23 protein-coding genes are annotated in these 20608 nt (G+C 68.2%); 11 read left to right on the top strand and 12 right to left on the bottom strand.

The window, feature by feature from the left end; translation table 11 throughout:
• Positions 1-365: 365 nt before the first annotated feature.
• The gene (locus ACFQ9K_RS19570; RefSeq protein ID WP_378725648.1) at positions 366-830 is read right to left on the bottom strand and encodes a MarR family winged helix-turn-helix transcriptional regulator; all 465 of its coding nucleotides are present in this window, start codon (positions 828-830) and stop codon (positions 366-368) included.
• 125 nt (positions 831-955) lie between these two features.
• Here ACFQ9K_RS19570 and ACFQ9K_RS19565 point away from each other — a divergent pair, with 125 nt between their 5' ends.
• A complete protein-coding gene (locus tag ACFQ9K_RS19565) occupies positions 956-1975 on the top strand; it encodes an SMP-30/gluconolactonase/LRE family protein (protein WP_378725646.1) in 1020 nt (339 codons plus the stop codon).
• Between the two features lie 153 nt (positions 1976-2128).
• Here ACFQ9K_RS19565 and groL read toward each other — a convergent pair whose 3' ends face one another.
• On the bottom strand, positions 2129-3754 hold the full coding sequence (groL, locus tag ACFQ9K_RS19560) for a chaperonin GroEL (RefSeq protein WP_150399964.1): 1626 nt from the start codon (positions 3752-3754) through the stop codon (positions 2129-2131).
• A gap of 208 nt (positions 3755-3962) precedes the next feature.
• Positions 3963-4256, bottom strand: a complete 294-nt coding sequence (locus ACFQ9K_RS19555; protein ID WP_107659693.1) for a hypothetical protein — start codon at positions 4254-4256, stop codon at positions 3963-3965.
• A gap of 87 nt (positions 4257-4343) precedes the next feature.
• Between ACFQ9K_RS19555 and ACFQ9K_RS19550 the strand changes: the two genes are divergently transcribed.
• A complete protein-coding gene (locus ACFQ9K_RS19550) occupies positions 4344-6401 on the top strand; it encodes an NAD(+) synthase (RefSeq protein WP_378718590.1) in 2058 nt (685 codons plus the stop codon).
• 106 nt (positions 6402-6507) lie between these two features.
• Positions 6508-7182: a suppressor of fused domain protein gene (locus tag ACFQ9K_RS19545; RefSeq protein ID WP_378718588.1), complete on the top strand. Its 675-nt coding sequence runs from the start codon at positions 6508-6510 to the stop codon at positions 7180-7182.
• Position 7183: 1 nt separating this feature from the next.
• Here ACFQ9K_RS19545 and ACFQ9K_RS19540 read toward each other — a convergent pair whose 3' ends face one another.
• From ACFQ9K_RS19540 to ACFQ9K_RS19510, 7 genes are all read right to left on the bottom strand, one after another.
• A complete protein-coding gene (locus tag ACFQ9K_RS19540; protein WP_378718586.1) occupies positions 7184-7420 on the bottom strand; it encodes a hypothetical protein in 237 nt (78 codons plus the stop codon).
• A gap of 7 nt (positions 7421-7427) precedes the next feature.
• Positions 7428-8156, bottom strand: a complete 729-nt coding sequence (locus tag ACFQ9K_RS19535; protein ID WP_378718583.1) for a Clp protease N-terminal domain-containing protein — start codon at positions 8154-8156, stop codon at positions 7428-7430.
• Between the two features lie 54 nt (positions 8157-8210).
• Positions 8211-9299: an NAD(P)/FAD-dependent oxidoreductase gene (locus tag ACFQ9K_RS19530; protein ID WP_378718581.1), complete on the bottom strand. Its 1089-nt coding sequence runs from the start codon at positions 9297-9299 to the stop codon at positions 8211-8213.
• Between the two features lie 94 nt (positions 9300-9393).
• On the bottom strand, positions 9394-10473 hold the full coding sequence (locus tag ACFQ9K_RS19525) for an RNA polymerase sigma-70 factor (protein WP_378718579.1): 1080 nt from the start codon (positions 10471-10473) through the stop codon (positions 9394-9396).
• A gap of 63 nt (positions 10474-10536) precedes the next feature.
• A complete protein-coding gene (locus ACFQ9K_RS19520) occupies positions 10537-11439 on the bottom strand; it encodes a CDP-alcohol phosphatidyltransferase family protein (protein ID WP_378718594.1) in 903 nt (300 codons plus the stop codon).
• Complete coding sequence (locus tag ACFQ9K_RS19515) at positions 11439-12173, bottom strand: phosphatidylserine decarboxylase (RefSeq protein ID WP_378718576.1); 735 nt, start codon at positions 12171-12173, stop codon at positions 11439-11441. The genes ACFQ9K_RS19520 and ACFQ9K_RS19515 overlap by 1 nt, the downstream gene beginning before the upstream one ends.
• 102 nt (positions 12174-12275) lie before the next feature.
• Positions 12276-12548, bottom strand: coding sequence for a GlsB/YeaQ/YmgE family stress response membrane protein (locus ACFQ9K_RS19510; protein ID WP_357385871.1), 273 nt, complete (start codon positions 12546-12548; stop codon positions 12276-12278).
• A gap of 261 nt (positions 12549-12809) precedes the next feature.
• Here ACFQ9K_RS19510 and ACFQ9K_RS19505 point away from each other — a divergent pair, with 261 nt between their 5' ends.
• Positions 12810-13847, top strand: a complete 1038-nt coding sequence (locus ACFQ9K_RS19505) for a beta-ketoacyl-ACP synthase III (protein WP_378718574.1) — start codon at positions 12810-12812, stop codon at positions 13845-13847.
• Here ACFQ9K_RS19505 and ACFQ9K_RS19500 read toward each other — a convergent pair.
• A complete protein-coding gene (locus tag ACFQ9K_RS19500) occupies positions 13844-14557 on the bottom strand; it encodes an SIMPL domain-containing protein (protein WP_378718572.1) in 714 nt (237 codons plus the stop codon). The genes ACFQ9K_RS19505 and ACFQ9K_RS19500 overlap by 4 nt on opposite strands.
• 156 nt (positions 14558-14713) lie before the next feature.
• On the opposite strand from ACFQ9K_RS19500, the gene ACFQ9K_RS19495 reads away from it, so the two are divergent.
• Positions 14714-15073 carry a hypothetical protein gene (locus ACFQ9K_RS19495; protein WP_378718571.1) on the top strand — a complete coding sequence of 120 codons (360 nt, stop codon included), beginning with the start codon at positions 14714-14716 and terminating at the stop codon, positions 15071-15073.
• Positions 15074-15097: 24 nt separating this feature from the next.
• Positions 15098-15556 carry a hypothetical protein gene (locus ACFQ9K_RS19490; RefSeq protein WP_378718569.1) on the top strand — a complete coding sequence of 153 codons (459 nt, stop codon included), beginning with the start codon at positions 15098-15100 and terminating at the stop codon, positions 15554-15556.
• Positions 15557-15600: 44 nt separating this feature from the next.
• Here the strand turns inward: ACFQ9K_RS19490 and ACFQ9K_RS19485 are convergent, their stop codons facing one another.
• On the bottom strand, positions 15601-16056 hold the full coding sequence (locus ACFQ9K_RS19485) for an SRPBCC family protein (RefSeq protein ID WP_378718567.1): 456 nt from the start codon (positions 16054-16056) through the stop codon (positions 15601-15603).
• A gap of 202 nt (positions 16057-16258) precedes the next feature.
• Here ACFQ9K_RS19485 and ACFQ9K_RS19480 point away from each other — a divergent pair, with 202 nt between their 5' ends.
• The 5 genes from ACFQ9K_RS19480 to ACFQ9K_RS19460 all read left to right on the top strand — a co-directional run bounded on the left by ACFQ9K_RS19480 (position 16259) and on the right by ACFQ9K_RS19460 (position 20565).
• A complete protein-coding gene (locus tag ACFQ9K_RS19480) occupies positions 16259-16423 on the top strand; it encodes a hypothetical protein (protein ID WP_378718565.1) in 165 nt (54 codons plus the stop codon).
• Between the two features lie 67 nt (positions 16424-16490).
• Entirely contained in the window at positions 16491-18158 is a 1668-nt protein-coding gene (locus tag ACFQ9K_RS19475; protein ID WP_378718563.1) for an FAD-dependent oxidoreductase, read from the top strand.
• Positions 18159-18174: 16 nt separating this feature from the next.
• Positions 18175-19686: an ATP-binding protein gene (locus ACFQ9K_RS19470; RefSeq protein WP_378718562.1), complete on the top strand. Its 1512-nt coding sequence runs from the start codon at positions 18175-18177 to the stop codon at positions 19684-19686.
• A complete protein-coding gene (locus ACFQ9K_RS19465) occupies positions 19683-20036 on the top strand; it encodes a UBP-type zinc finger domain-containing protein (protein ID WP_378718559.1) in 354 nt (117 codons plus the stop codon). Before ACFQ9K_RS19470 ends, ACFQ9K_RS19465 begins: the two co-directional genes overlap by 4 nt.
• A gap of 85 nt (positions 20037-20121) precedes the next feature.
• Entirely contained in the window at positions 20122-20565 is a 444-nt protein-coding gene (locus ACFQ9K_RS19460) for a hypothetical protein (protein WP_378718558.1), read from the top strand.
• Positions 20566-20608 lie beyond the last annotated feature (43 nt).

Raw genomic sequence — 20608 nt, 5'->3', positions numbered from 1 at the left:
TCAACCCGCAACTGACCAGGCGTTTGCCGAAAGTTGGCAGGGTTGTAGCCAGTTCGGCAACCACTCACCGGGCGTCATCAGCGTCGCACGGACCGCAGGTTCATATGGTCGAACGATAGGGACACAAACCGTCGCGAGTTACGGTTCAGGCGGGACGAATCCATTGTCACTGACAGTTTGCCGAAACAGACGATACCGACCGACAGTACTGCCGGTCCGCGATTTTGACGGGAATTCATAGAATAATCTTCAACCGAACTGGACCACCGGTTACGTCTGATTCGTCCTGTCCGCCAACGGAGTTCGCGGACCGCGGCGCCGTCGGCGAATAGGTCGCCGAATAAAGGACACAGACCGCCGCTTGCCTACTTCTTTGGCGCCGTGGGGGTTTCGGGACGGACGGCGTCGTAGAGCTCCGCGCAGCGGGTGAGCAGACGCTCGAGCGTGGCGCGTTCCGTATCGGTGAATCCCTCCGCCACCGCCTGCTCCACCCGGACCGCGCGGGCGTCGGCGTCCCGCATCACGGCGGTGCCCGCCTCGGTGAGGCGGGTTTCGAGGATGTTCTTGTGCCAGGCGTGCGGGGTGCGCTCGATGAGGCCGCGCTCCTGCAGGTTGGTCAGCAGTGCGTTCATCGTCGGTGGCGTCACGCCGCACAGGCGAGCCAGCGCGGCGGCCGAGATGCCCGGGTTCTCGTCGAGGAACAGCAGGGCGGCGTACTGCGGAACGGTGACGCCCGCCGGCTTCAGCGCGGCATGTTTCGCCGTTTGCAGCGCCTGCTCGGCGCGCTTCACGTACGAGCCGACGCGCTCGGAGGAGTGCAGGGACGTCATTACCGCATGGTATCTGCCCGATCGAACGTAAGACTATTGACTGATGTTAGAACTCTAATCTATCTTCGTATCCATTCTTAGATGTTAATACGTCTAAGCGATAGACCTGATGAGAGGCACGAACCGTGTTCCACGCACCGCGTCGCCGTACGGCGACCATCGCCATCGCGCTGACCTGCACCGCAGCCGCGGCCTGCGGCACCACCGAGACCACCGCACAACCCGCCCCGGCCACCCGGTCCGTGCGCGTCAGCACGGCGTACGAGCTGCCGGGCGAGGGCGTCTACCCCGAGGGCATCGCCGCGGATCCGCGAACCGGTGACACCTACGTCGGCTCGTACGCCACCGGAGCCGTCTACCGGGCGACGCCAGGAACCAAACAGGCCGAGGTCTTCCTGCCGGCCGGCGCCGACGGCCGCAAGACCGCCAACGGCCTGCGGGTCGATCCGGCGGGCCGGCTGTGGGTGACCGACTCGACCGCCGGAGTCGCGGTGTACGACATCGCGACTCGCGCGTTGATCGCCCGGTTCGAGGTGCCCGGCCCGGCGCCGCGGTTCGTCAACGACATCGCCATCACGCCGGACGGCACGGCCTACCTGACCGACTCCAGCCGCGCTGTCGTCTACCGCGTCACCGCCGCGCAGGTGGCCGAGACCGCGGCGCACGGCGGACGGGCCGAGCTGTCAACGGCTTTCGACCTGACCGCGGCGGTCGCCCCGCACGCGGCCGACGCCTTCACCCTGAACGGCATCGTGGCCGATGCCGCCGGTCGCTACCTGCTGGTCGTCGACATGAACGCGGGCGAGCTGTTCCGCATCGCCATCGCCCCGAACGCCGCCGACCCGATCCGCAAGGTGAAGCTGAACGGCGGCAACCTGATTCACGGCGACGGACTGGAACTGCGGGACAACACCCTGTGGGTGGTGCAGAACACCGACAACGCCATCGCTCGCTGGAGCATCGGCGAGGACGGCGCCGGCGCGACCATGGATCAGCGCATTTCCGACGAATCTCTGGGCCTGCCAACCACTTCGGTGCACAGCAACAACCAGAACCTGGTCGTCGCTTCACAATTCGACAAGGGCGGGCCGATGGGACCGGGCACGCCGAAGCCCTTCACCATCGTCGCCGTCGAGGGCATCTGAACGTTATTCCTGAACCGGACTTGTAGATAGGTTAGCCTAACCTGTACAGTCGGATCCGAAGCACGCGGAAGGGACTCCGCAGACAGCCGAAAGCCGGTCCACCCGAGGGTGGACCGGCTTTCGGTTTCTAGCAGTGTTGCCGGGTGGCTGGACTCAGAAGTCCATGCCGCCCATGCCACCGGTCGGGTCGCCGGCAGGTGCGGCGGACTTCTCCGGCTTGTCGGCGACGACGGCCTCGGTGGTGAGGAACAGCGCCGCGATGGACGCCGCGTTCTGCAGCGCGGAGCGGGTGACCTTCACCGGGTCGGCGACACCGGCCGCGAGCAGGTCCTCGTACACGCCGGAATCGGCGTTGAGGCCGTGGCCTGCGGGCAGGTTGGACACCTTCTCGGCGACCACGCCCGGCTCGAGGCCGGCGTTGAAGGCGATCTGCTTCAGCGGAGCCGACAGCGCGACGCGCACGATGTTGGCACCGGTCGCCTCGTCACCCTCGAGCTTCAGGTCGTCCAGCGCGGGCGCCGACTGCAGCAGCGCAACGCCACCACCGGCGACGATGCCCTCTTCGACGGCGGCCTTCGCGTTACGCACGGCATCTTCGATGCGGTGCTTGCGCTCCTTGAGCTCGACCTCGGTCGCAGCGCCGGCCTTGATCACCGCGACGCCGCCGGCCAGCTTGGCCAGACGCTCCTGCAGCTTCTCCCGGTCGTAGTCCGAGTCGGAGTTCTCGATCTCGGCACGGATCTGCTGCACGCGGCCCTTGATGGCCTCCGCGTCGCCCGCGCCCTCGACGATGGTGGTCTCGTCCTTGGTGATGACGACCTTGCGCGCCTGGCCGAGCAGCTCGACACCGGCGGTCTCCAGGGAGAGGCCGACCTCTTCGCTGATGACCTCGCCACCGGTGAGGATGGCGATGTCGGCGAGCTGAGCCTTGCGGCGGTCACCGAAGCCCGGCGCCTTGACGGCGACAGACTTGAAGGTGCCGCGGATCTTGTTGACCACCAGGGTCGACAGGGCTTCGCCCTCGACATCCTCGGCGATGATCAGCAGCGGCTTGCCGGCCTGGATGACCTTCTCCAGCAGCGGCAGCAGGTCCTTGACGGTCGAGATCTTCGAGCCGACCAGCAGGATGTACGGGTCCTCGAGGACCGCTTCCTGACGCTCCGGGTCGGTGACGAAGTAACCCGAGATGTAGCCCTTGTCGAAGCGCATGCCCTCGGTCAGCTCCAGCTGGAGCCCGAAGGTGTTGCTCTCCTCGACGGTGATGACGCCTTCCTTGCCGACCTTGTCCATGGCCTCGGCGATGAGCTCACCGATGGACGAGTCGCCGGCGGAGATACCAGCGGTAGCAGCGATCTGCTCCTTGGTGTCGATCTCCTTGGCGGTGTCGAGCAGCTTGGCGGTGACGGCCTCGACGGCCTTCTCGATGCCGCGCTTCAGGCCGAGGGGGTTCGCGCCGGCCGCGACGTTACGCAGGCCCTCGCGCACGAGCGCCTGGGCGAGCACGGTGGCGGTGGTGGTGCCGTCGCCCGCGACGTCGTCGGTCTTCTTGGCGACTTCCTTGACCAGCTCGGCGCCGATCTTCTCGTACGGGTCCTCCAGCTCGATCTCCTTGGCGATGGAAACACCATCGTTGGTGATCGTGGGGGCGCCCCACTTCTTCTCCAGGACAACGTTGCGACCCTTCGGCCCCAGCGTTACCTTGACCGCATCAGCAAGGGCATTGAGGCCCCGCTCGAGACCGCGACGGGCCTCTTCGTCGTACGCAATTGTCTTGGCCATGGCGTTGTTGAGATCCTCCATGTGTATGGCTGACACACAGGACGACCACAGGTTGGATCGCCCCATTACGCTGGCCAGGTTCGGTGCCCGCGACGGACGACCGAGGGTGTCGATGGAACCCGGTCTCACCGTCCCGACCTGGCACTCACAGGTAGAGAGTGCCAATGCCATTTCTAGCACTCGGGGGTGCCGAGTGCAAGGTCAGGAATCAGGCCCGATCGTCTACCCGCAGGACCAACGCGACGAACGCGTCGGTCCGGCGTTCCTCCGGGGAGCGGGGCTCGCCGCCCTCCACCGTCACCAGCTCGGCATCGTGCAACAACAACTCCGCTTCGACCCGCATGATCGCCCGAATGAATGGGGGCGCCACCTCGGGGGGAAGGTCGCCGTTGACGACGTAGCTGCCGTCCGGTTGTGACTCCGTGGACACATAAGAAAGCGCACGCAGCAGATCGGCGCGTCGTTCCCCCGCGATTAGGTCGGAATCCGTTTCATCCGCCATTGCTATAGCTTAGCGGGCAACCATCGAGGGTAGGTTGCGGAGGGGAAATCATGATCAACTCCGCAGCCTCGGCGAAGGGGGACGGCAGTGGATGAACTGCCCTTCGGCTCGCTCTACCGGCACGACTTCGCGCGGGTCGCGGTGGCCGTGCCCCGGGTGCGGGTCGCCGACCCGGCCTACAACGTCGAGCAGACGCTGCTGCTGGCCCGGCAGGCGGCGGCCGACTCGGTCGTCCTGACCGTGTTCCCCGAGCTGGGACTTTCCTGCTATACCGCCGACGACCTGTTCCACCAGGACGCGCTGGACGACGCGGTACAGGCGGCGCTGGCGCAGGTGGTCGCGGCGAGCGCCGACATCGATACGGTGCTGGTGGTGGGCGCGCCGGTGCGGACCCAGGGACGGCTGTTCAACTGCGCCGTCGCGGTCTGCCGCGGCGTGGTGCTCGGGGCGGTGCCGAAGAGCTATCTGCCGAACTATCGGGAGTTCTACGAGAAGCGCCAGTTCGCGGCGGCCAGGGAGAACCTGGAAACGCACGTCACGATCGCCGGGCAGCGGGCGCCGTTCGGCGCCGATCTGCTGTTCACGGCGAGCAATCTCGACGGATTCGTGTTCCATCTGGAGATCTGCGAGGACGGCTGGGTGCCGTTGCCGCCCAGCGGCTATGCGGCGCTGGCCGGGGCAACGGTGCTGGTCAACCTGTCGGCGAGCAATATCGTCATCGGCAAGGCGGACTATCGCCGGGCGTTGTGCACGTCGCATTCGGCGCGCTATCTGGCCGCCTATCTGTATTCGGCTGCGGGACACGGGGAATCGACGACCGACCTGGCCTGGGACGGGCAGGCTCTGGTCTGCGAGAACGGCGACCTGCTCGCCGAGGGGGAACGCTTCGCCGACCACCCGCAGCTGGTCACCGCCGACCTCGATCTGCGCCGGCTGGCCGCGGATCGGCTGCGCACCACCAGCTTTGCTGACAATGTGCACGACCACCGGGATCGGCTGACCCGGCTGCGCCGGATCGAGGTGGAGTTGCCGATTCCGCCGGGCGCGGTCGAGCTTCGGCGCGAAATCGAGCGCTTCCCATACGTTCCCGCCGATTCCGCGGCGCGCAACGAGCGGTGCGCCGAGGTGCGCCACATCCAGGTGGAGGGGCTGACGACGCGGCTGCGGGCCACCGGGATCGAGCGGGTGGTCATCGGCGTTTCCGGCGGCCTCGACTCCACGCTGGCGCTGATCGTCGCCGCGGAGACGATGGACCGGCTCGGGCTGCCGCGCGCGAACGTGCTGGCGTACACCATGCCCGGGTTCGCGACCAGCACCAGGACCCGCACCGACGCGCACCGGCTGATGGACGCGCTCGGGGTGACCGCGCGGGAGATCGACATCCGCCCGTCGGCCACCCAGATGCTGCGCGACCTCGGCCATCCGGCCGCCGACGGCGCGCCGCAGTACGACATCACCTACGAGAACGTGCAGGCGGGTGAGCGCACCTCGCATCTGTTCCGGCTGGCCAACCAGCACAGCGCGCTCGTCATCGGCACCGGTGACCTCAGCGAACTCGCCCTGGGCTGGTGCACTTTCGGCGTCGGTGATCACATGGCGCACTACAGCGTGAACGCGTCGGTGCCGAAGACGCTGATCAAGTACCTGATCGCCTGGTCGGTGGAGACCGCGCAGTTCGGGCCGGCGGCGGGCGAGGTGCTCGCGTCGATCCTGCGCACCGAGATCTCGCCCGAGCTGGTGCCCGATGCGGATTCGTCCGCGCCGGGCCAGAGTTCCGAGGCCACCGTCGGACCGTACGAACTCCAGGATTTCCACCTCTACTATCTGCTGCGTTTCGGCTATCTCCCCAGTCGCATCGCCTATCTGGCCAGGCACGCGTGGTCGGACCCGAGCCGAGGGCACTGGCCGGAACTCATTCCCGCCGACCAGCGCAACGCCTACGACCTCGCCGCGATCAAGCACTGGCTGGCGGAGTTCCTGCGCCGATTCGTCCAGACCAGCCAATTCAAACGCTCGACGCTGCCCAACGCGCCGAAGGTCGGTTCCGGCGGCTCGCTCTCGCCGCGCGGCGACTGGCGCGCGCCGAGCGACGCGTCGGCCGCGGCCTGGCTGGACGAACTCGCCCGCAACGTGCCGCAGGACTGACCAGGCTGTCCGCCAAGACGATTCGGCTGGCGCCACACGGGGCATCGGCCGGGCGCGGACCGCGCACGGCCGGAGCGAACGCGGAGGTTCCGCTTATGGTGATCGGGTGAGTGAAGCACCCGGCTGGACCGCCATCGACGACGCGCTGCGGCCGTTGTACGGCGATCTCGAACCTTTCCATTGGGCCACCGATCACCGCTGGTCGCTCGGCGGACCCGACCCGCTCGACGGGATCAGCGCGTACTCACGCACCGAACCGGTACCGCACTGGCACTACATCAGTTACGGCATGACCGAGCTGTACGAGAAGGAGTGGGACAACCCCGACGAGTCCGGCTGGGGCTTCGAGTTCACCTTTCGGCTGGTCCGCGAGCCCACCGAGACCGAGCCGCCGGTGTGGCCCACGAACTTTCTGCAGAATCTCGCCCGCTATGTCTTCCAGTCCGGCAAGTGGTTCGAGCCGGGGCACACGATCAAGTCGAACGGGCCGATCGCGGCCGACCGGCCGAACTGCACCATCCAGGCCGTCGGCTTCATCGCCGACCCGGAACTCGGCACCATCGAAACTCCGCACGGGAGTATGCGATTCCTGCAACTGGTCGGGCTGACCATGCTCGAATACCGGGCGGCGCAGGGCGGAAAGACGCTGGCGTTATTGGCAGAACTGGCGCCGCAACTGCCGCTGTACGTCACCGATATCGAACGCGCGCCGCTGGTCTCCGAGCCGAAACCGCAAGCGCAGTGGCCGCGTTGGGGCGGCGGCTTGCGCGGACGCGCCTAGCTCAGGCGGCCAGCGGCAGATCGAGCGAGCGCTGCCCGACCTGCCGCCGGGACGCGGTGCCGCGTGAGCGAAGCAGCCGCCGCCTGCGCACCCGTGCGGCGTTGACCGCTCGAACTCCGTTGCGCGCACGGCGAATCCGTCCGCGCGCGGTCGCCGACCCGGCGACCCCGGCCACGATGGACACCGCGAGGACGGCCGCACCGATCTGCATCGCGCCTCCGCTCACTTCGACGTCCATCCGCGCCTCACGGCTTGTCGGCGACGAACGCGGCGAGCAGTTCGACGATGTGCGCCTCGGTCTTCGCCTTGTCCATCCCGAGGCCGGTGAGCAGGCCGTTGCCGTTCTCCTGCTCGAGCAGCGCGAGCAGGATGTGCTCGGTGCCGATGTAGTTGTGGCCCAGGCGAAGTGCCTCGCGGAAGGTCAATTCGAGAACCTTCTTGGCCTCCGGATCGAACGGGATGAGCGGGGGCACATCGCCTTCGCCCGCCGGCAGCGCGGCGGTCGCGGCGGCGCGCACGGCGTCCAGGGTGATGCCGCTGGTCAGGATCTCTTTCGCGCCGATGCCGTTGGGTTCGGCGAGCAGGCCGAGCACCAGGTGCGGGGTCTTGATCTCCTGGTGGTTCGTGGTGCGCGCGGATTCCTGCGCGGCCACGATGACCGAGCGCGCCCGGTCGGTGAACCGGGCGAAGCCCGCGTTGGGATCCATCAGCGCGGCCTGCGCCACGTCGCCGGGACCCTTCGGCACGAACCGCTTCTGCGCGGCCTGCTTGGTGACGCCCATGCTGGCGCCGATGTCGGTCCACGAGGCACCGGCCCGGCGGGCTTGGTCGACGAAGTGGCCGATCAGGTGATCGGCCAGTTCGCCGAGGTGATTTCCGGTGACCACTGCGTCGGACAGCTGGTCGAGCACGTTGTCGGGGCGGGCCTTCTTGATGCCGTCGATCAGATCGTCGAGGCGGTAGGGAATCGTCATGCGTCAACGATAGGTTGACGATCACCCATCGTCAACCCTGAGTTGACGCCAATATCAGGGGCGAGCGGCGAATCCCGCGCCGCGCACGATCAGCTCCTTCACCCAGGCCGCGGTCCGGCCGGTCAACACGATGCGGCCCGGCGAATCATCCGCGCGCAGAACCTGAATCAGGCCATCGCGGCGGCCGAGACTCAGGCACTGCAGGGCGTAGCGGAACCGCAGCTCACCCGGTTCACCGCCGCGCAGGCGGGCGGCGACGGCATCGGCCGCGAACTTGCCGGTGGGCAGCGCGGTCGCGCAGGCCATCCGCAGATCCCGGCCGCCGGGGCCGGCGATCACGGCGCTGTCACCCGCGGCGTAGACGTCCGGGTGCGAGACCGACCGCAGCGCCGGGTCGGTCCGCACCCGTCCCGTGCCGTCGACCGAAAGACCCGCTCGCGCAGCGAGATCCGGCACGGCGAAGCCCGCGGTCCACACCGTCGCGGCGGCCTCGACCAGCGACCCGTCCGCCAGCCGCACACCGTCGGCGCGCACCTCGATCACCTTGGCGCCCGCGCGGATCTCGACCCCGAGCTGCTCGAGCACATGCCGGATATGCGCCTGTGCCCGCGCCGAAAGCCACGCGCCCGGCTCGTCCGGACTGAGCAGCAGCACCCGCGAATCAGGTTGCGATTCAGCCAGTTCCGCGGCCAGCTCGATCCCGGTCGCGCCGGCGCCGACCACGGCGATCGCACCGCCGGGTACCCGGAAACGATCCGCGTCGTCGGGGGTCGACACCGAGTAGGCGTGCTCCGTCACGCCCGGCACGCCGGTCGGATCAGCCATGCTGCCCAGCGCGTACACGAGGGTGTCGTAGTCGAGAGCCGTTGCGGTGTCGAGCAATACCCGCTTACCCGCGGTATCGATCTCGGTCGCGCGCGCACGGACAAAGCGGATCTTCTTGCTTTCCAACAGTTCCCGCAGATTCCACGCCGAAATCTGTTGTCCGGCCGCCTGTTGATGCAGCCGTACCCGTTCTACGAAGCGGTCGCGCGCGTCCACGACGGTGATCTCGGCCCCGCGCGCCTTGCGCGCGAGGCGACCCGCTGCCGCCAAGCCCGCGTATCCGGCGCCGAGAACGACGATCCGATGCTGTCCGGTCATGAGGTGACTCCTTTTCGGTCGACACCCTTCAGACCGGACAGCCCAGCCGTCCCTGACAACTATCGGCCGTGAACCACGTCACGGTCGCGGCGACCTACGCGGAAGGCGCGGTCGACCTGGCGAAGTAGGCCAGCTTCTCCGGGTTCACGACCAAGCGCAGCGTCGCGATCGCGCCCTCGACCAGCTCCACCGCGACCACCGCCACCGGCAGGCCGTTCACCCTGGCCACCGCGGCGGGCGCGCCGTTGACCTGCTCGATCAGGATCTCCATGCCGGGCACCTCCCAGCGGAACAGCCCGGACAGGTACCTGGCCACCTTCTTCGGCCCGACCACCGGCCGCCGGGCCGCGTTGAGCTGCCCGCCGCCGTCCGCGATCGAGACCACGTCGGCGGTGAGCAGCTGCTCCAGCGACTCGAGGTCCCCGGTGCGCGCCGCCTTCAGGAACCGCTTGATCAGTTCGCCCGCGTACTCGCTCGGAATGTCGAAGCGCGCCCGGCCCTCGCGGACCCGCACCCCGGCCCGCCGGTAGATCTGCTGCGAGTTGGCCTCGCTGATGGTGAGCATGTCGGCGATCTCGCGGTGCGCGTAGCCGAACGCCTCGCGCAGCACGAACACCGCCCGCTCGACCGGCGACAACCGTTCCAGCGTGGTCAGCAGCGCGAACGAGACCAGCTCGCGTTCCTCGGCGGTCTCCAGCGGACCGAGCTCGCCGCGTTCGGTGGACACCGGCTCCGGCAGCCACGGCCCGGTGTAGGTCTCCCGGCGCGCCCGCGCCGAAACCAGCCAGGTGCGGCACAGATTCACCAGCACGGTGGTCAGCCAGGCCTCGGCGGAACGGATCCGGCTGCGGTCGGCGGCGGCCCAGCGCAGATAGGTCTCCTGCACGGCGTCTTCGGCCTCCCCGGCCGCGCCGAGCATCCGGTAGGCGAGGGCGAACAGCCGGGGACGATGCGTCACGAATACGCCCAACCCGTCCGGCTCCACCGCTACCTTCTTCCGCGCCCGCCCGCCGGATATGACCGTACCGCTCGCACGGTCGGACAGCCGACCGTGCTCACCCCGCGCGGAATCCGCGATACCGAGCAATCGCTTCAGGCCGAACCGGGTGGCGCCGAAGCCACCGATCCCCCACTCACCGAAGTCGAAGCCACCCACTGCCGCCAGAGTGCCCATGCTCCGAGAGCATTGTCGGCCCGGCTTTCCAAGACCTTAAGAAATCCCAGCAGGAAACAAGATTCAGCGGGACAGGTCGTCGGTATCCCGTCGTTTACCGCCTGGCCTGCGCAAACGCAGCCGCGCGGTGGAGCCGCGGATGGCCGGGCGGCGGATCACCGGCCGCCGCTGGGCCCGGCGTTGCGCGCGCCGCTCGGCCGGCTTGTGCGTCCAGGTCTCCGGGCGCGCGGCGACCCAGCGCTGGGAATGCCAGGCGAACGGGATGTGCACCAGGTACAGCGCGATCAGGATCAGCAGCAGCACGGTCGGATAGGTGACCAGCAGCGCCGCGGCCAGCGCGACCAGCACCAGCAGCCCGGCCGCCGCCTGCGGCGCCACCGACACCGACTTCATGGCCAGCGTCGGCACGGTGCTGACCGCCAGCGCGGCCGCCAGCACGGTCCACGCGGCGACCGCGTAGAAGCCGACCCACCAGCCGTCGCCGAACAGCACGAACAACGCGACCGGCGCCATCGCGATGAGCGCCGCCGCGGGCGCGGGCACCCCGACGAAGTACTCGCGCGACCATTCCGGCCGGGTGTCGTCGTCCAGCAGGGTGTTGAACCTGGCCAGCCGCAGCACGATGCTCACCGCGAACAGCAAGGCGATAATCCAGCCCGCGGTCTCGGAGTGCAGCAGCGTCACGTAGAGCACGAGGGCGGGCGCGACGCCGAACGAGATGGCGTCGGAGAGCGAGTCGAGCTCCGCGCCGATCTTGGTGGTGGCGTCCAGCATTCGGGCCAGCCGGCCGTCGAGGGTGTCCAGCACGGCCGCGGCGCCGACCATCGCCAGCGCGAGATCGAGCCGGTTGTCCAGGCCGAACTTCACCGCGGACAGTCCGGAGCACAGCGCGAGGATGGTCACCACGCTCGGCAGCAGCCGAATAGAGCGGCGCCGCCGTCCCTGGGTCGGAGCAGCCGCCTCCATCATGAAACGACGGATTGGGTGGACCCGAGTACCGCCAGGACGGTCTCACCGCCGATGGTGCGCTGTCCCGGTTCGACGAGTAATTCGGTGCCCGCCGGGAAGTAGGTGTCCACCCGGGAGCCGAAGCGGATCAGGCCGTAGGTGTCACCGATGGTCAGCACGTCACCGACCTGGGCGTCGCACACGATGCGGCGGGCGAGCAGGCCCGCGATCTGCACCACGATCAGCTGATCGCCGGCCGGGGTGTCCAGCACCATGGTGTTGCGCTCGTTCACCGAGCTGGCCTCGGGCAGATCCGCGGACCGGAACTGGCCGGGCTGGTGCTGAACCGAGCGCACGATGCCGGAGACCGGCGTGCGCTGCACGTGCACGTCCAGCACGGACAGGAAGATGCTCACCCGGGGCAGCGGCTGGTCGCCGAGGCCCAATTCCGCGGGCGGCGCGGCGGTGTCGACGAGGGCGACCTCGCCGTCGGCGGGGGCGACCACGGCGCCGGGCCGGGTCGGCGGCACCCGGTTGGGGTGCCGGAAGAAGGTCGCGCACGCGGCGGCGGCCAGCAGGCCCGTCCGGCGGACCCACTTGCGCTTGCCGCCGAGGACGGCGACCGCCAGGGGTGCGGCGACGAACGGAAGCCCGGCGGGGTGCAGCGGTGGGATCGCGTTGCGAACCAGATCGGCGACGTGGCCGACTCCGGTGCGGTCAGGCGTGCCGGGCGGCGTGGGACGGCGGGCCACAGGCTCCTCTTTCGTGCTAGATGCAGTCGGATCGCGCCGTCGACGAGCGGACCGGCGCAAGCGTTCACACCTTACGGGAAAGGAGCCTGTGGCAGGGCGTCGTCAGCTTCGGACCCGGCGTCCCGTCACCAGACCGACCAGGAACAGCAGAATCACGGCACCGGCGATGCAGGTGAAGAAGCTGAACCAGAGGCCGCCGCCTTCGACGTCGACGCCGAGCAGCTTCAGCAGGAAGCCGCCGAGCAGGCCGCCGACCACGCCGACGACGATGTTGAGCAGGATGCCCTGCTGGGCGTCCGTCTTCATGATCTTGCTGGCGATCCACCCGGCAAGACCGCCGATGATGATCCATCCGATAATCCCGAGACCGAGCATGGTGTCCTCGCAATCCGCGCCTGCTGTCCGTCGAACGGTAAGAAAGCAGACACATAGTTGGGGCACGCTGGACTGAGCATTCAGCATGCTAATCCGCGGATACCCGGGGTTTGTGAGAATACGCACGGCGAAACGCCGATTCTCCGGCTAATATGAGGGTGCCTCATGTCTACGGCTCCGTAGGTGGCGGCTGATGAGGGATCCATTTCGAAGCTTCGGGGACAACCCGGCGGCGGTGCCGCAGGTACATAGGAGACGCACATGGCTGCTCGAATCGCCCAGACCACCGGGGCAGAGCACACGGCGATCCTCGGACTCGGCGTATACCGCCCAGCCCGGATCGTCACCAACGACGAGGTGGCGGGTCCGATCAACTCGAGCGACGAGTGGATCCAGACCAGGTCGGGGATCAAGACCCGGCGCTTCGCCGACGAGTCGGAGACCGTCCAGAGCATGAGCGTCGCGGCCGCCAAGGGGGCGCTGGAATCGGCGGGAATCGCGGTCGACCAGGTCGACTGCGTGATCGTCGCGACGTCGACACACCTGCTGCTCACCCCCGCCGCCGCCCCGCGGATCGCCACCGAACTCGGCATGAACGGCTCGGCCGCCTTCGACGTCTCCGCCGGATGCGCGGGCTTCTGTCACGCGCTCGCGCTGGCCTCGGACCTGGTTCGCGGCGGCACCGCGGGCCACGTGCTGGTGATCGGCGTGGAGAAGCTGACCGACACGATCAACCCGGCCGACCGCTCCACCGCCTTCCTGTTCGCCGACGGCGCGGGCGCGGTGGTCGTCGGCCCGTCCGACGAGCCCGGCATCGGGCCAACGGTGTGGGGTTCGGACGGCACCCAGCATCACGCGATCCGGCAGGACAAGGACTGGGTCGAGTTCTTCCGCGAGATCGAGGAGAAGGGCACCGACGCGGTCCGCCCCTACCTGGCGATGGAGGGCACGGCGGTATTCCGCTGGGCCGCACACTCGTTGGAGAAGGTGTGCCGCGACGCCATCGACCGGGCCGGACTGTCCACCGAGGACCTGAACGCGATGATTCCGCACCAGGCCAACGGCCGGATCATCGAGATCATGGCGCGGGTGCTGAAGCTCCCGGAGAACTGCGCGCTGGCCAACGACATCGAGGAGACCGGCAACACCTCGGCCGCGTCGATCCCGCTGGCGATGGAATCGCTGCTGCGCAAGGGTGAGTCGAAGCCGGGCGATACCGCGCTGCTCATCGCGTTCGGTGCGGGGCTGTCCTACGCGGCGCAGGTCGTGACGCTGCCGAAGTTCGCGATCACGGTCTAGCCCAGGCCCCAGGTGACCTTCACGGTGAAGGTCACCGTCTGGGTGCCCGGCTCCAGTGGGACCGACTGGGCGGCCGCATCCCGACCGGACTGCTTGGCGCTGGCCTCGTCGTGGCCGTTCGCCTCGGTGATGGTGATGACCTTCGTCAGCCGCACCCCGGCGAGCACCGCGTACTGCTCCGCCCTGGCCTTGGCATCGGCGAACGCGCGCGCCCTGGCGTCGGCGAGCAGCTGCGAGTTGTCGTCGATCGCGAAAGACACCGAGCGCAGCCGGGTTTCGTTGCCGCCGGCCCGGATCGCGCTGTCCAGCACGCCGGAGGCCTTGCTCAGATCCCGCACGACGACCCGGACCGAGTTGTCGGCACGGTAGCCGACGACGGTATTGCCGCCGTCCGGGCCGCCCGCGTACTTGGGCTGGATCGAGACATCGGTGGTCCGGATGTCCTCCCGGATCGCGCCCGCCCCGACGATGGCGTCGGTCATCGCCTTCGCCTTGTCGTTGGCGCGGGTGATCGCCGCCGACACATCCTCGGCGGTCACCTCGATGCCGATATCGGCGTTCACGATGTCCGGCGCCCCACGCACCTGACCACTACCGACGACAGTGACTTCCCGTTCGGCCCCCGAATCGCCTGTCCCACACCCGCTTCCCAGCACACTGGCCGCGGCGAGCACGGCAACGGGCAAGACCCCACGCGTCATTCGTCGCATACCTCGCCAACCTACGCACCGAAGTCGCCGGACCGAGGGCGAACCCGCCGAATCGCGGTCGATTCGGGTGATCCAGGTCACCGAATCGGATGGAACCCGTTGTGCCACAGGCGCGTCGAAGAACAGTGAAGGAACACAACGATCAGTGGGGGAAACATGCAGACCAACACGACCAGCCGCCGATTCATTGCTTCGATCGCCCTGATCACGGCCTGCGTCGCGGGTGCGGCGACGGTCGAGGCGGGGCTCGCGGGGGCGGCGGCGCCGGCGACGGTCGCCCAGCCGATCAACGCGGCGCAGCCGGAATGGCAGTTCGAGTTCGCCGCCACCTACAAGGCGACCGTGTCCTGCTACTTCGAGAACCTGGACCGGACCGACGCCACGGGTCCGTTCACGTTCAGCGGCACCGGCAAGACGAAGGACGGCGCGGTGAACGACGCCAAGAACAATGCCCAGAAGGCCGTGCCCGCGGGAAAGAAGCTGAAGCATTGCCGCACCGTGAGCGTCGGCAAGTAGAGCGGCCAGGAGAGCATGGAGCACATGGACGACGATGATCGGCGCATCTGGCAGGTCGCGGTGGGGCTCGGGTTACCCGACCAGACGGGGCCCGGATCCCTGGCCGGCCAAGGGATCCACCCGATCGCCCTGCTGTTGGAGGAGAGCGTGCACCGGATCCGCGGGGTGAACCGGATACCGTGCTACACCGAGTTCGGGCAGGTCAGCGAACTCGACAACGTGGCGGAACGGCTGCAGGGGGACGCCTACGATCCAGCCACCGTCCCGGTCGAATGCACCGTCACCGTCTACGTCACCGAGGACGAACTGGACGAATTGCTGCCGGCGATCGTGGCCGATCTCGGCATAGACGAGGACGGCCGTTCCGCGGCGGCCGGACGCAAAGTCACCGTCGGACTACGCGACATTTCCGCGAGATCCGAACCGAACAGCGTTCACCAGAGTCTGATCGCCCAATATCGAGATCACGGTCAGGTGGACTGAAAGACGCGATCGGTGCCCGGCCCGCCGGGCACCGGCCCGGTCGCCTAGCCGCGGGACTCGACCACGGTCTTGATCTTGTCGAGGGTCTCGTTCATGCCGCGGACCAGCGACTCCTCGAAGGGCAGCTCGCCGCCCAGCGCGGCGTCGATGGACTTGCGGGAGAACCAGGTGGTGCCGTTGGGCATGTCGCGGCGCTCGATCAGGCGGGTGCCGGTTTCGGTCGGCTCCAGCGTGTAGCTCCAGATCGAGCGGTTCTCGTTGATCTTGAACGCGAACACCTGGTTCGGCTCGAACCGCACGATGCGCGCGGTGGTCGGCCAGTACTTCTTGCCGTCGGTGTTCAGGTTGAACACCCAGGTGCCCGGCTTCGGGGTACCGAGCGGAACCATTCGCACGCACTGCGGGCTGAACTCGGGCATGCGCTTGAGATTCGAGACCACCGCCCACACTTTGTCCGGCGGCGCGGCGATATCAATGGTGGCTTCGAGATTCTTCGGCAACGCTGCCTCCGGTATTCATGCGAGCGGCAGGCAGTCGTCCGGCCGGTCACGTTCGATAGTCAGGGCACATTTTAATCGGGAAGACAGTTGGGTCACATTCCGCATGTTGTCCACCGATCTTGGTAATGGCCAGCGCACAATGCCGGATAGAAGAAGCAAAGACACTGCCTCCAGCTTTCCCGCCAACGTGAGGTGATCGGCCGTGAACCTGCGCTCTTTCTTACACAGACGCCAGGCGGACCGGGTTCCGCTGCTGCCCGCCGACGACTCCGACGGCAGCCCGCCGGGGCGCGGCCAATCCCCGGAGAAACTCGAGCGGCTGCTCACCACCGACGAGCTCGACCTGATCCGGCAGCACATGCTGTGACGCGGTCGTGTCCGCTACGAGTGAAACACCGACGACACGGTTTGCACCGACGATTCATACTCGTTAGGTGACTTCACCCGCTGCCACGAAACCGGCCATCCTGAGTGTCGACGACGACCCCGGGGTCTCCCGGGCGGTCGTGCGCGACCTGCGGCGCCGCTACGGCGCCGAATACCGGATTCTGCGCGCGGAATCGGGCGCCCAGGCGCTCGAGGCGCTGCGTGAGATGAAATTGCGCGGCCAGCCGGTCGCGGTCTTGATCGCCGACTACCGGATGCCGGGCATGGACGGCATCGAATTCCTGGAGCAGGCGATGGACCTGCACCCGTTCGCCCGGCGCGTGCTGCTGACCGCGTATGCCGACACCAGCGCCGCGATCAACGCGATCAACGTGGTCGACCTGGACCACTACCTGCTCAAGCCGTGGGACCCGCCGGAGGAGAAGCTGTACCCGGTGCTGGACGGCCTGCTCGATGCCTGGCGCAGCAGCGAACACCGGCCGGTCACCGAAACCAAGGTGGTCGGCAACCGCTGGTCGCCGCGATCCTCGCAGGTGCGCGAGTTCCTGGCCCGCAATCAGCTGCCCTACCGCTGGTACCTGGCCGACGAGCCGGAGGGCGCGCGGCTGCTGGAGGCGGCGGGCGCCGATCCCGAGCGATGTCCGGTGATCATCACCGCGGCCGGTGACGCCCTGGTGCAGCCGTCGGACAACGAGCTCGCGCAGAACGTCGGGCTCACCGTGAACGCGACGGGCGATTTCTACGACCTGATCGTGGTCGGCGGCGGGCCTGCCGGGCTCGGCGCCGCGGTGTACGGCGCCTCCGAGGGCCTGCGCACCGTGCTGGTCGAGCGCACCGCGACCGGCGGGCAGGCCGGGCAGTCCTCGCGCATCGAGAACTACCTCGGCTTCCCGGACGGCGTGTCCGGCGGCCAGCTGGCCGATCGGGCGCGGCGGCAGGCGGCGAAGTTCGGCGCCGAGGTGATCACCACCCGCGAGGTGATCTCGCTGGAGGTCAACGGTTCCGCGCGCACGGTGCGCTTCGCCGACGGCGGCCGGCTCTGCGCGCACACGGTGATCATCGCGACCGGCGTCGACTACCGCAGGCATCCCGCCCGCGGCGTCGACGACTTCACCGGGCGCGGTGTGTATTACGGCTCGGCGATGACTGAGGCGTCCGAATGCGCCGATCGCGACGTCTATATCGTCGGCGGCGCGAATTCCGCCGGGCAGGCGGCGGTGTTCTTGTCCCGCAACGCGAAAACCGTTCATCTGGTCGTGCGGTCCGGCTCGCTGGACAACTCGATGTCGCACTACCTGATCCAGCAGATCGCGCAATTGCCGAATATCAAGGTGCACACCAATACCGAGGTGATCGCCGCCGACGGCGACGAGCACCTGCAACAGATCGTGTTGCGCAACAACGAAACCGGCAACGAGGAAAAGGCGGAGGCCGAGCGCCTGTTCCTGTTCATCGGCGCCGCGCCGCAAACCGATTGGCTCGACGGGGTGATCAAGCGCGACGAGGCAGGCTACGTGCTGGCCGGTCCGGACCTGCTGGTCGACGGCGCGCGCCCGGCGGGCTGGGAATTGCCCCGTCCGCCACATCATCTGGAGACCAGCGTGCCCGGCGTGTTCGTGGCCGGCGACGTGCATGCCGATTCGGCCAAGCGGGTCGCCTCGGCCGTCGGCGAGGGTGCGATGGCGGTCATGCTCGTCCACCGGTACCTGGCCTGAACAGGAAGGCTGGCAAATGAATTCAACCGAGAACGCGGGCCGCAGCAGCCGACTGGTCTGCGACCCAGCGGAATTGCGCACCCTGTTCCTGTTCGAGAAGCTGACCGACGAGCAGCTGGACTGGCTGTGCCGGGACGGGCGGATCGAAACCATCGAGCCGGGCCTGGTCTTCCGCGAGGGCGAGCCCGCCACCTGCTTCTACGTGCTGATGGAGGGCGAGGTCGTGCTGACCAAGCTGTCCGGCGGCACCGAGATCGAGCTGGTCCGGACCTCGCACCACGGCGCCTACTCCGGCGCGTGGATGGCCTACATCGGCGACAAGGTCGACCAGACCTACAACGGGTCGCTGAAGGTGACGGTGCCGTCCCGGTTCTTCGTGCTCGACGCCGCGATCTTCGCCCAGATGGTGCAGGAATGGTTCCCGATGGCGGTGCACCTGCTGGAGGGCGTGTTCTTCGGCAACCGCAATGCCAACGCGCGGGTCGGCCAGCGCGAGCGGCTGCTCGCCCTCGGCTCGCTGTCCGCGGGCCTGACCCACGAGCTGAACAACCCGGCGGCCGCGGCGGTGCGGGCCACCTCCGGCCTGCGGGAACGGGTCGCGGGCATGCGGCACAAGCTGGCCATGATGGCCGATGGCAAGTTCGACACCGCCTCGCTCGGCGCGCTGGTGCGCCTGCAGGAGGAGGCGGCGGCGCAGGTGGCCAAGGCGCCGGAGCTGACCCCGATGGAGGCCGCCGATCGCGAGGACGTGCTCGGCGAGTGGTTCGAGGAACACGACATCATCGACGGCTGGAGCCTCGCGCCGAACTTCGTCCAGGCCGGCTTCGATGTCGACTGGCTGGAGCGGGTGTCCGCCACCCTGGAGGGCGCCACGGAAAAGGTGTTCGAGGGCGCGATCCGCTGGTTGAACTACACCATCGAGACCGAGCTGATGATGAACGAGATCGCCGACTCCACCACGCGGATCTCGTCACTGGTCAACGCGGCCAAACAGTATTCGCAGATGGACCGCGCGCCGTTCCAGGTGGTGGACATCCACGACCTGCTGGACAGCACGCTGGTGATGCTGAGCCGCAAGATCGGCGACGGCATCGAGGTGGTCAAGGAGTACGACCGCTCGCTGCCGCAAGTCCCCTGCTACGCGGCGGAATTGAACCAGGTGTGGACCAACCTGATCGACAACGCGGTGTACGCGATGGGCGGGCAGGGCACCCTGAGCGTCCGCACCAGGCACGAAAACGACTGTGCGGTCATCGAAATCGGGGACACCGGCCCAGGCATCCCGGAGGAGGTGCGCAGCCGGATCTTCGAGCCGTTCTTCACCACCAAGCCGATGGGCGAGGGCACCGGACTCGGCCTGGACATCTCGTTCCGGATCGTGGTGAACAAGCACGACGGCGACATCCAGGTCGATTCCGAACCGGGCAACACGCGCTTCACCGTGTGGCTGCCGCTGAATCGCACGCCGGACGATCCGGCGGAGCAGAATCAGCCCGAACCGGAAACCACTTCAGGAGGTCAACGATGACGCAGGAACCAGATGGCATCGATACCGCGGTGCCGCCCAGTGGTACCGGATGCGTGGAATGCGAAGCGGCGCAAGGCTGGTGGGTGCATCTGCGTCGGTGCGCGCAGTGCGGGCACATCGGCTGTTGCGATACCTCGCCGGCCCAGCACGCCAGCCTGCACGCGAAAGACACCGGCCACCCGTTCATTCAGAGCTTCGAACCGGGCGAGGACTGGTACTACAACTTCCAGACCGAGGAAATGTACGGCGACGGACCGGAACTCGCGCCGCCGAACAGCCACCCGGCCGACCAGGGCGCGCCGGGCCCACGCGGCCGGGTGCCCGCGGACTGGCAGGCACACATCCACTGAAACCCCCGCGCACCCGGTACGCTGCACCGGACGTGCCGGGTGTGCCGGTGCTGATCGACGACATATCCACCGGGGAAAGCACGGTATGAAGCGAACTTCCGCCATCGTCCTGGTCACCGGGACGGTGGCTTTGCTGCTGGCAGGCTGCGGCCAGTCCGCGAACGATTCCGCCGACGCGAACGGATTACGCAAGGGCGACGCGACCACCAGCGCGACCACGCCCGCCGCGAAGCCGTCGGCCCCGGCCGCCGCGCCCGGTACCGGCGCCCCGGCCGCGGCGCCGACCGCCGAGCAGCCGGGCACGCCCGCGTCCGGCGATCCCACGAAGACCACCTGCGGCGAGTTCAAGAAGCTGGACACCGACGCGGAGAAGGCGGTGATCGAGCAGATCCTCGCGGCCAACCCGGACAGCACGTTCACCGGCAGCCCGAACGTCGCGCTCGGCACCGCCAAGCTGGTCTGCCTGTCCGGCAGCGTGGCCGACACCCCGGTCGCGGTGGCCGCCGGGATCGTCCCCAAGCACAAGTAGCCCCGCCCATCCCCGGCCCCGAGCACGCTCCGGCGCGGCAGAA

The sequence above is a fragment of the Nocardia sp. NPDC056564 genome (genome assembly GCF_042793755.1).
Taxonomy (GTDB): domain Bacteria; phylum Actinomycetota; class Actinomycetes; order Mycobacteriales; family Mycobacteriaceae; genus Nocardia.
The sequence above is the reverse complement of the archived record's forward strand: the minus strand, read 5'-3'. Positions and strand labels throughout refer to the sequence as shown.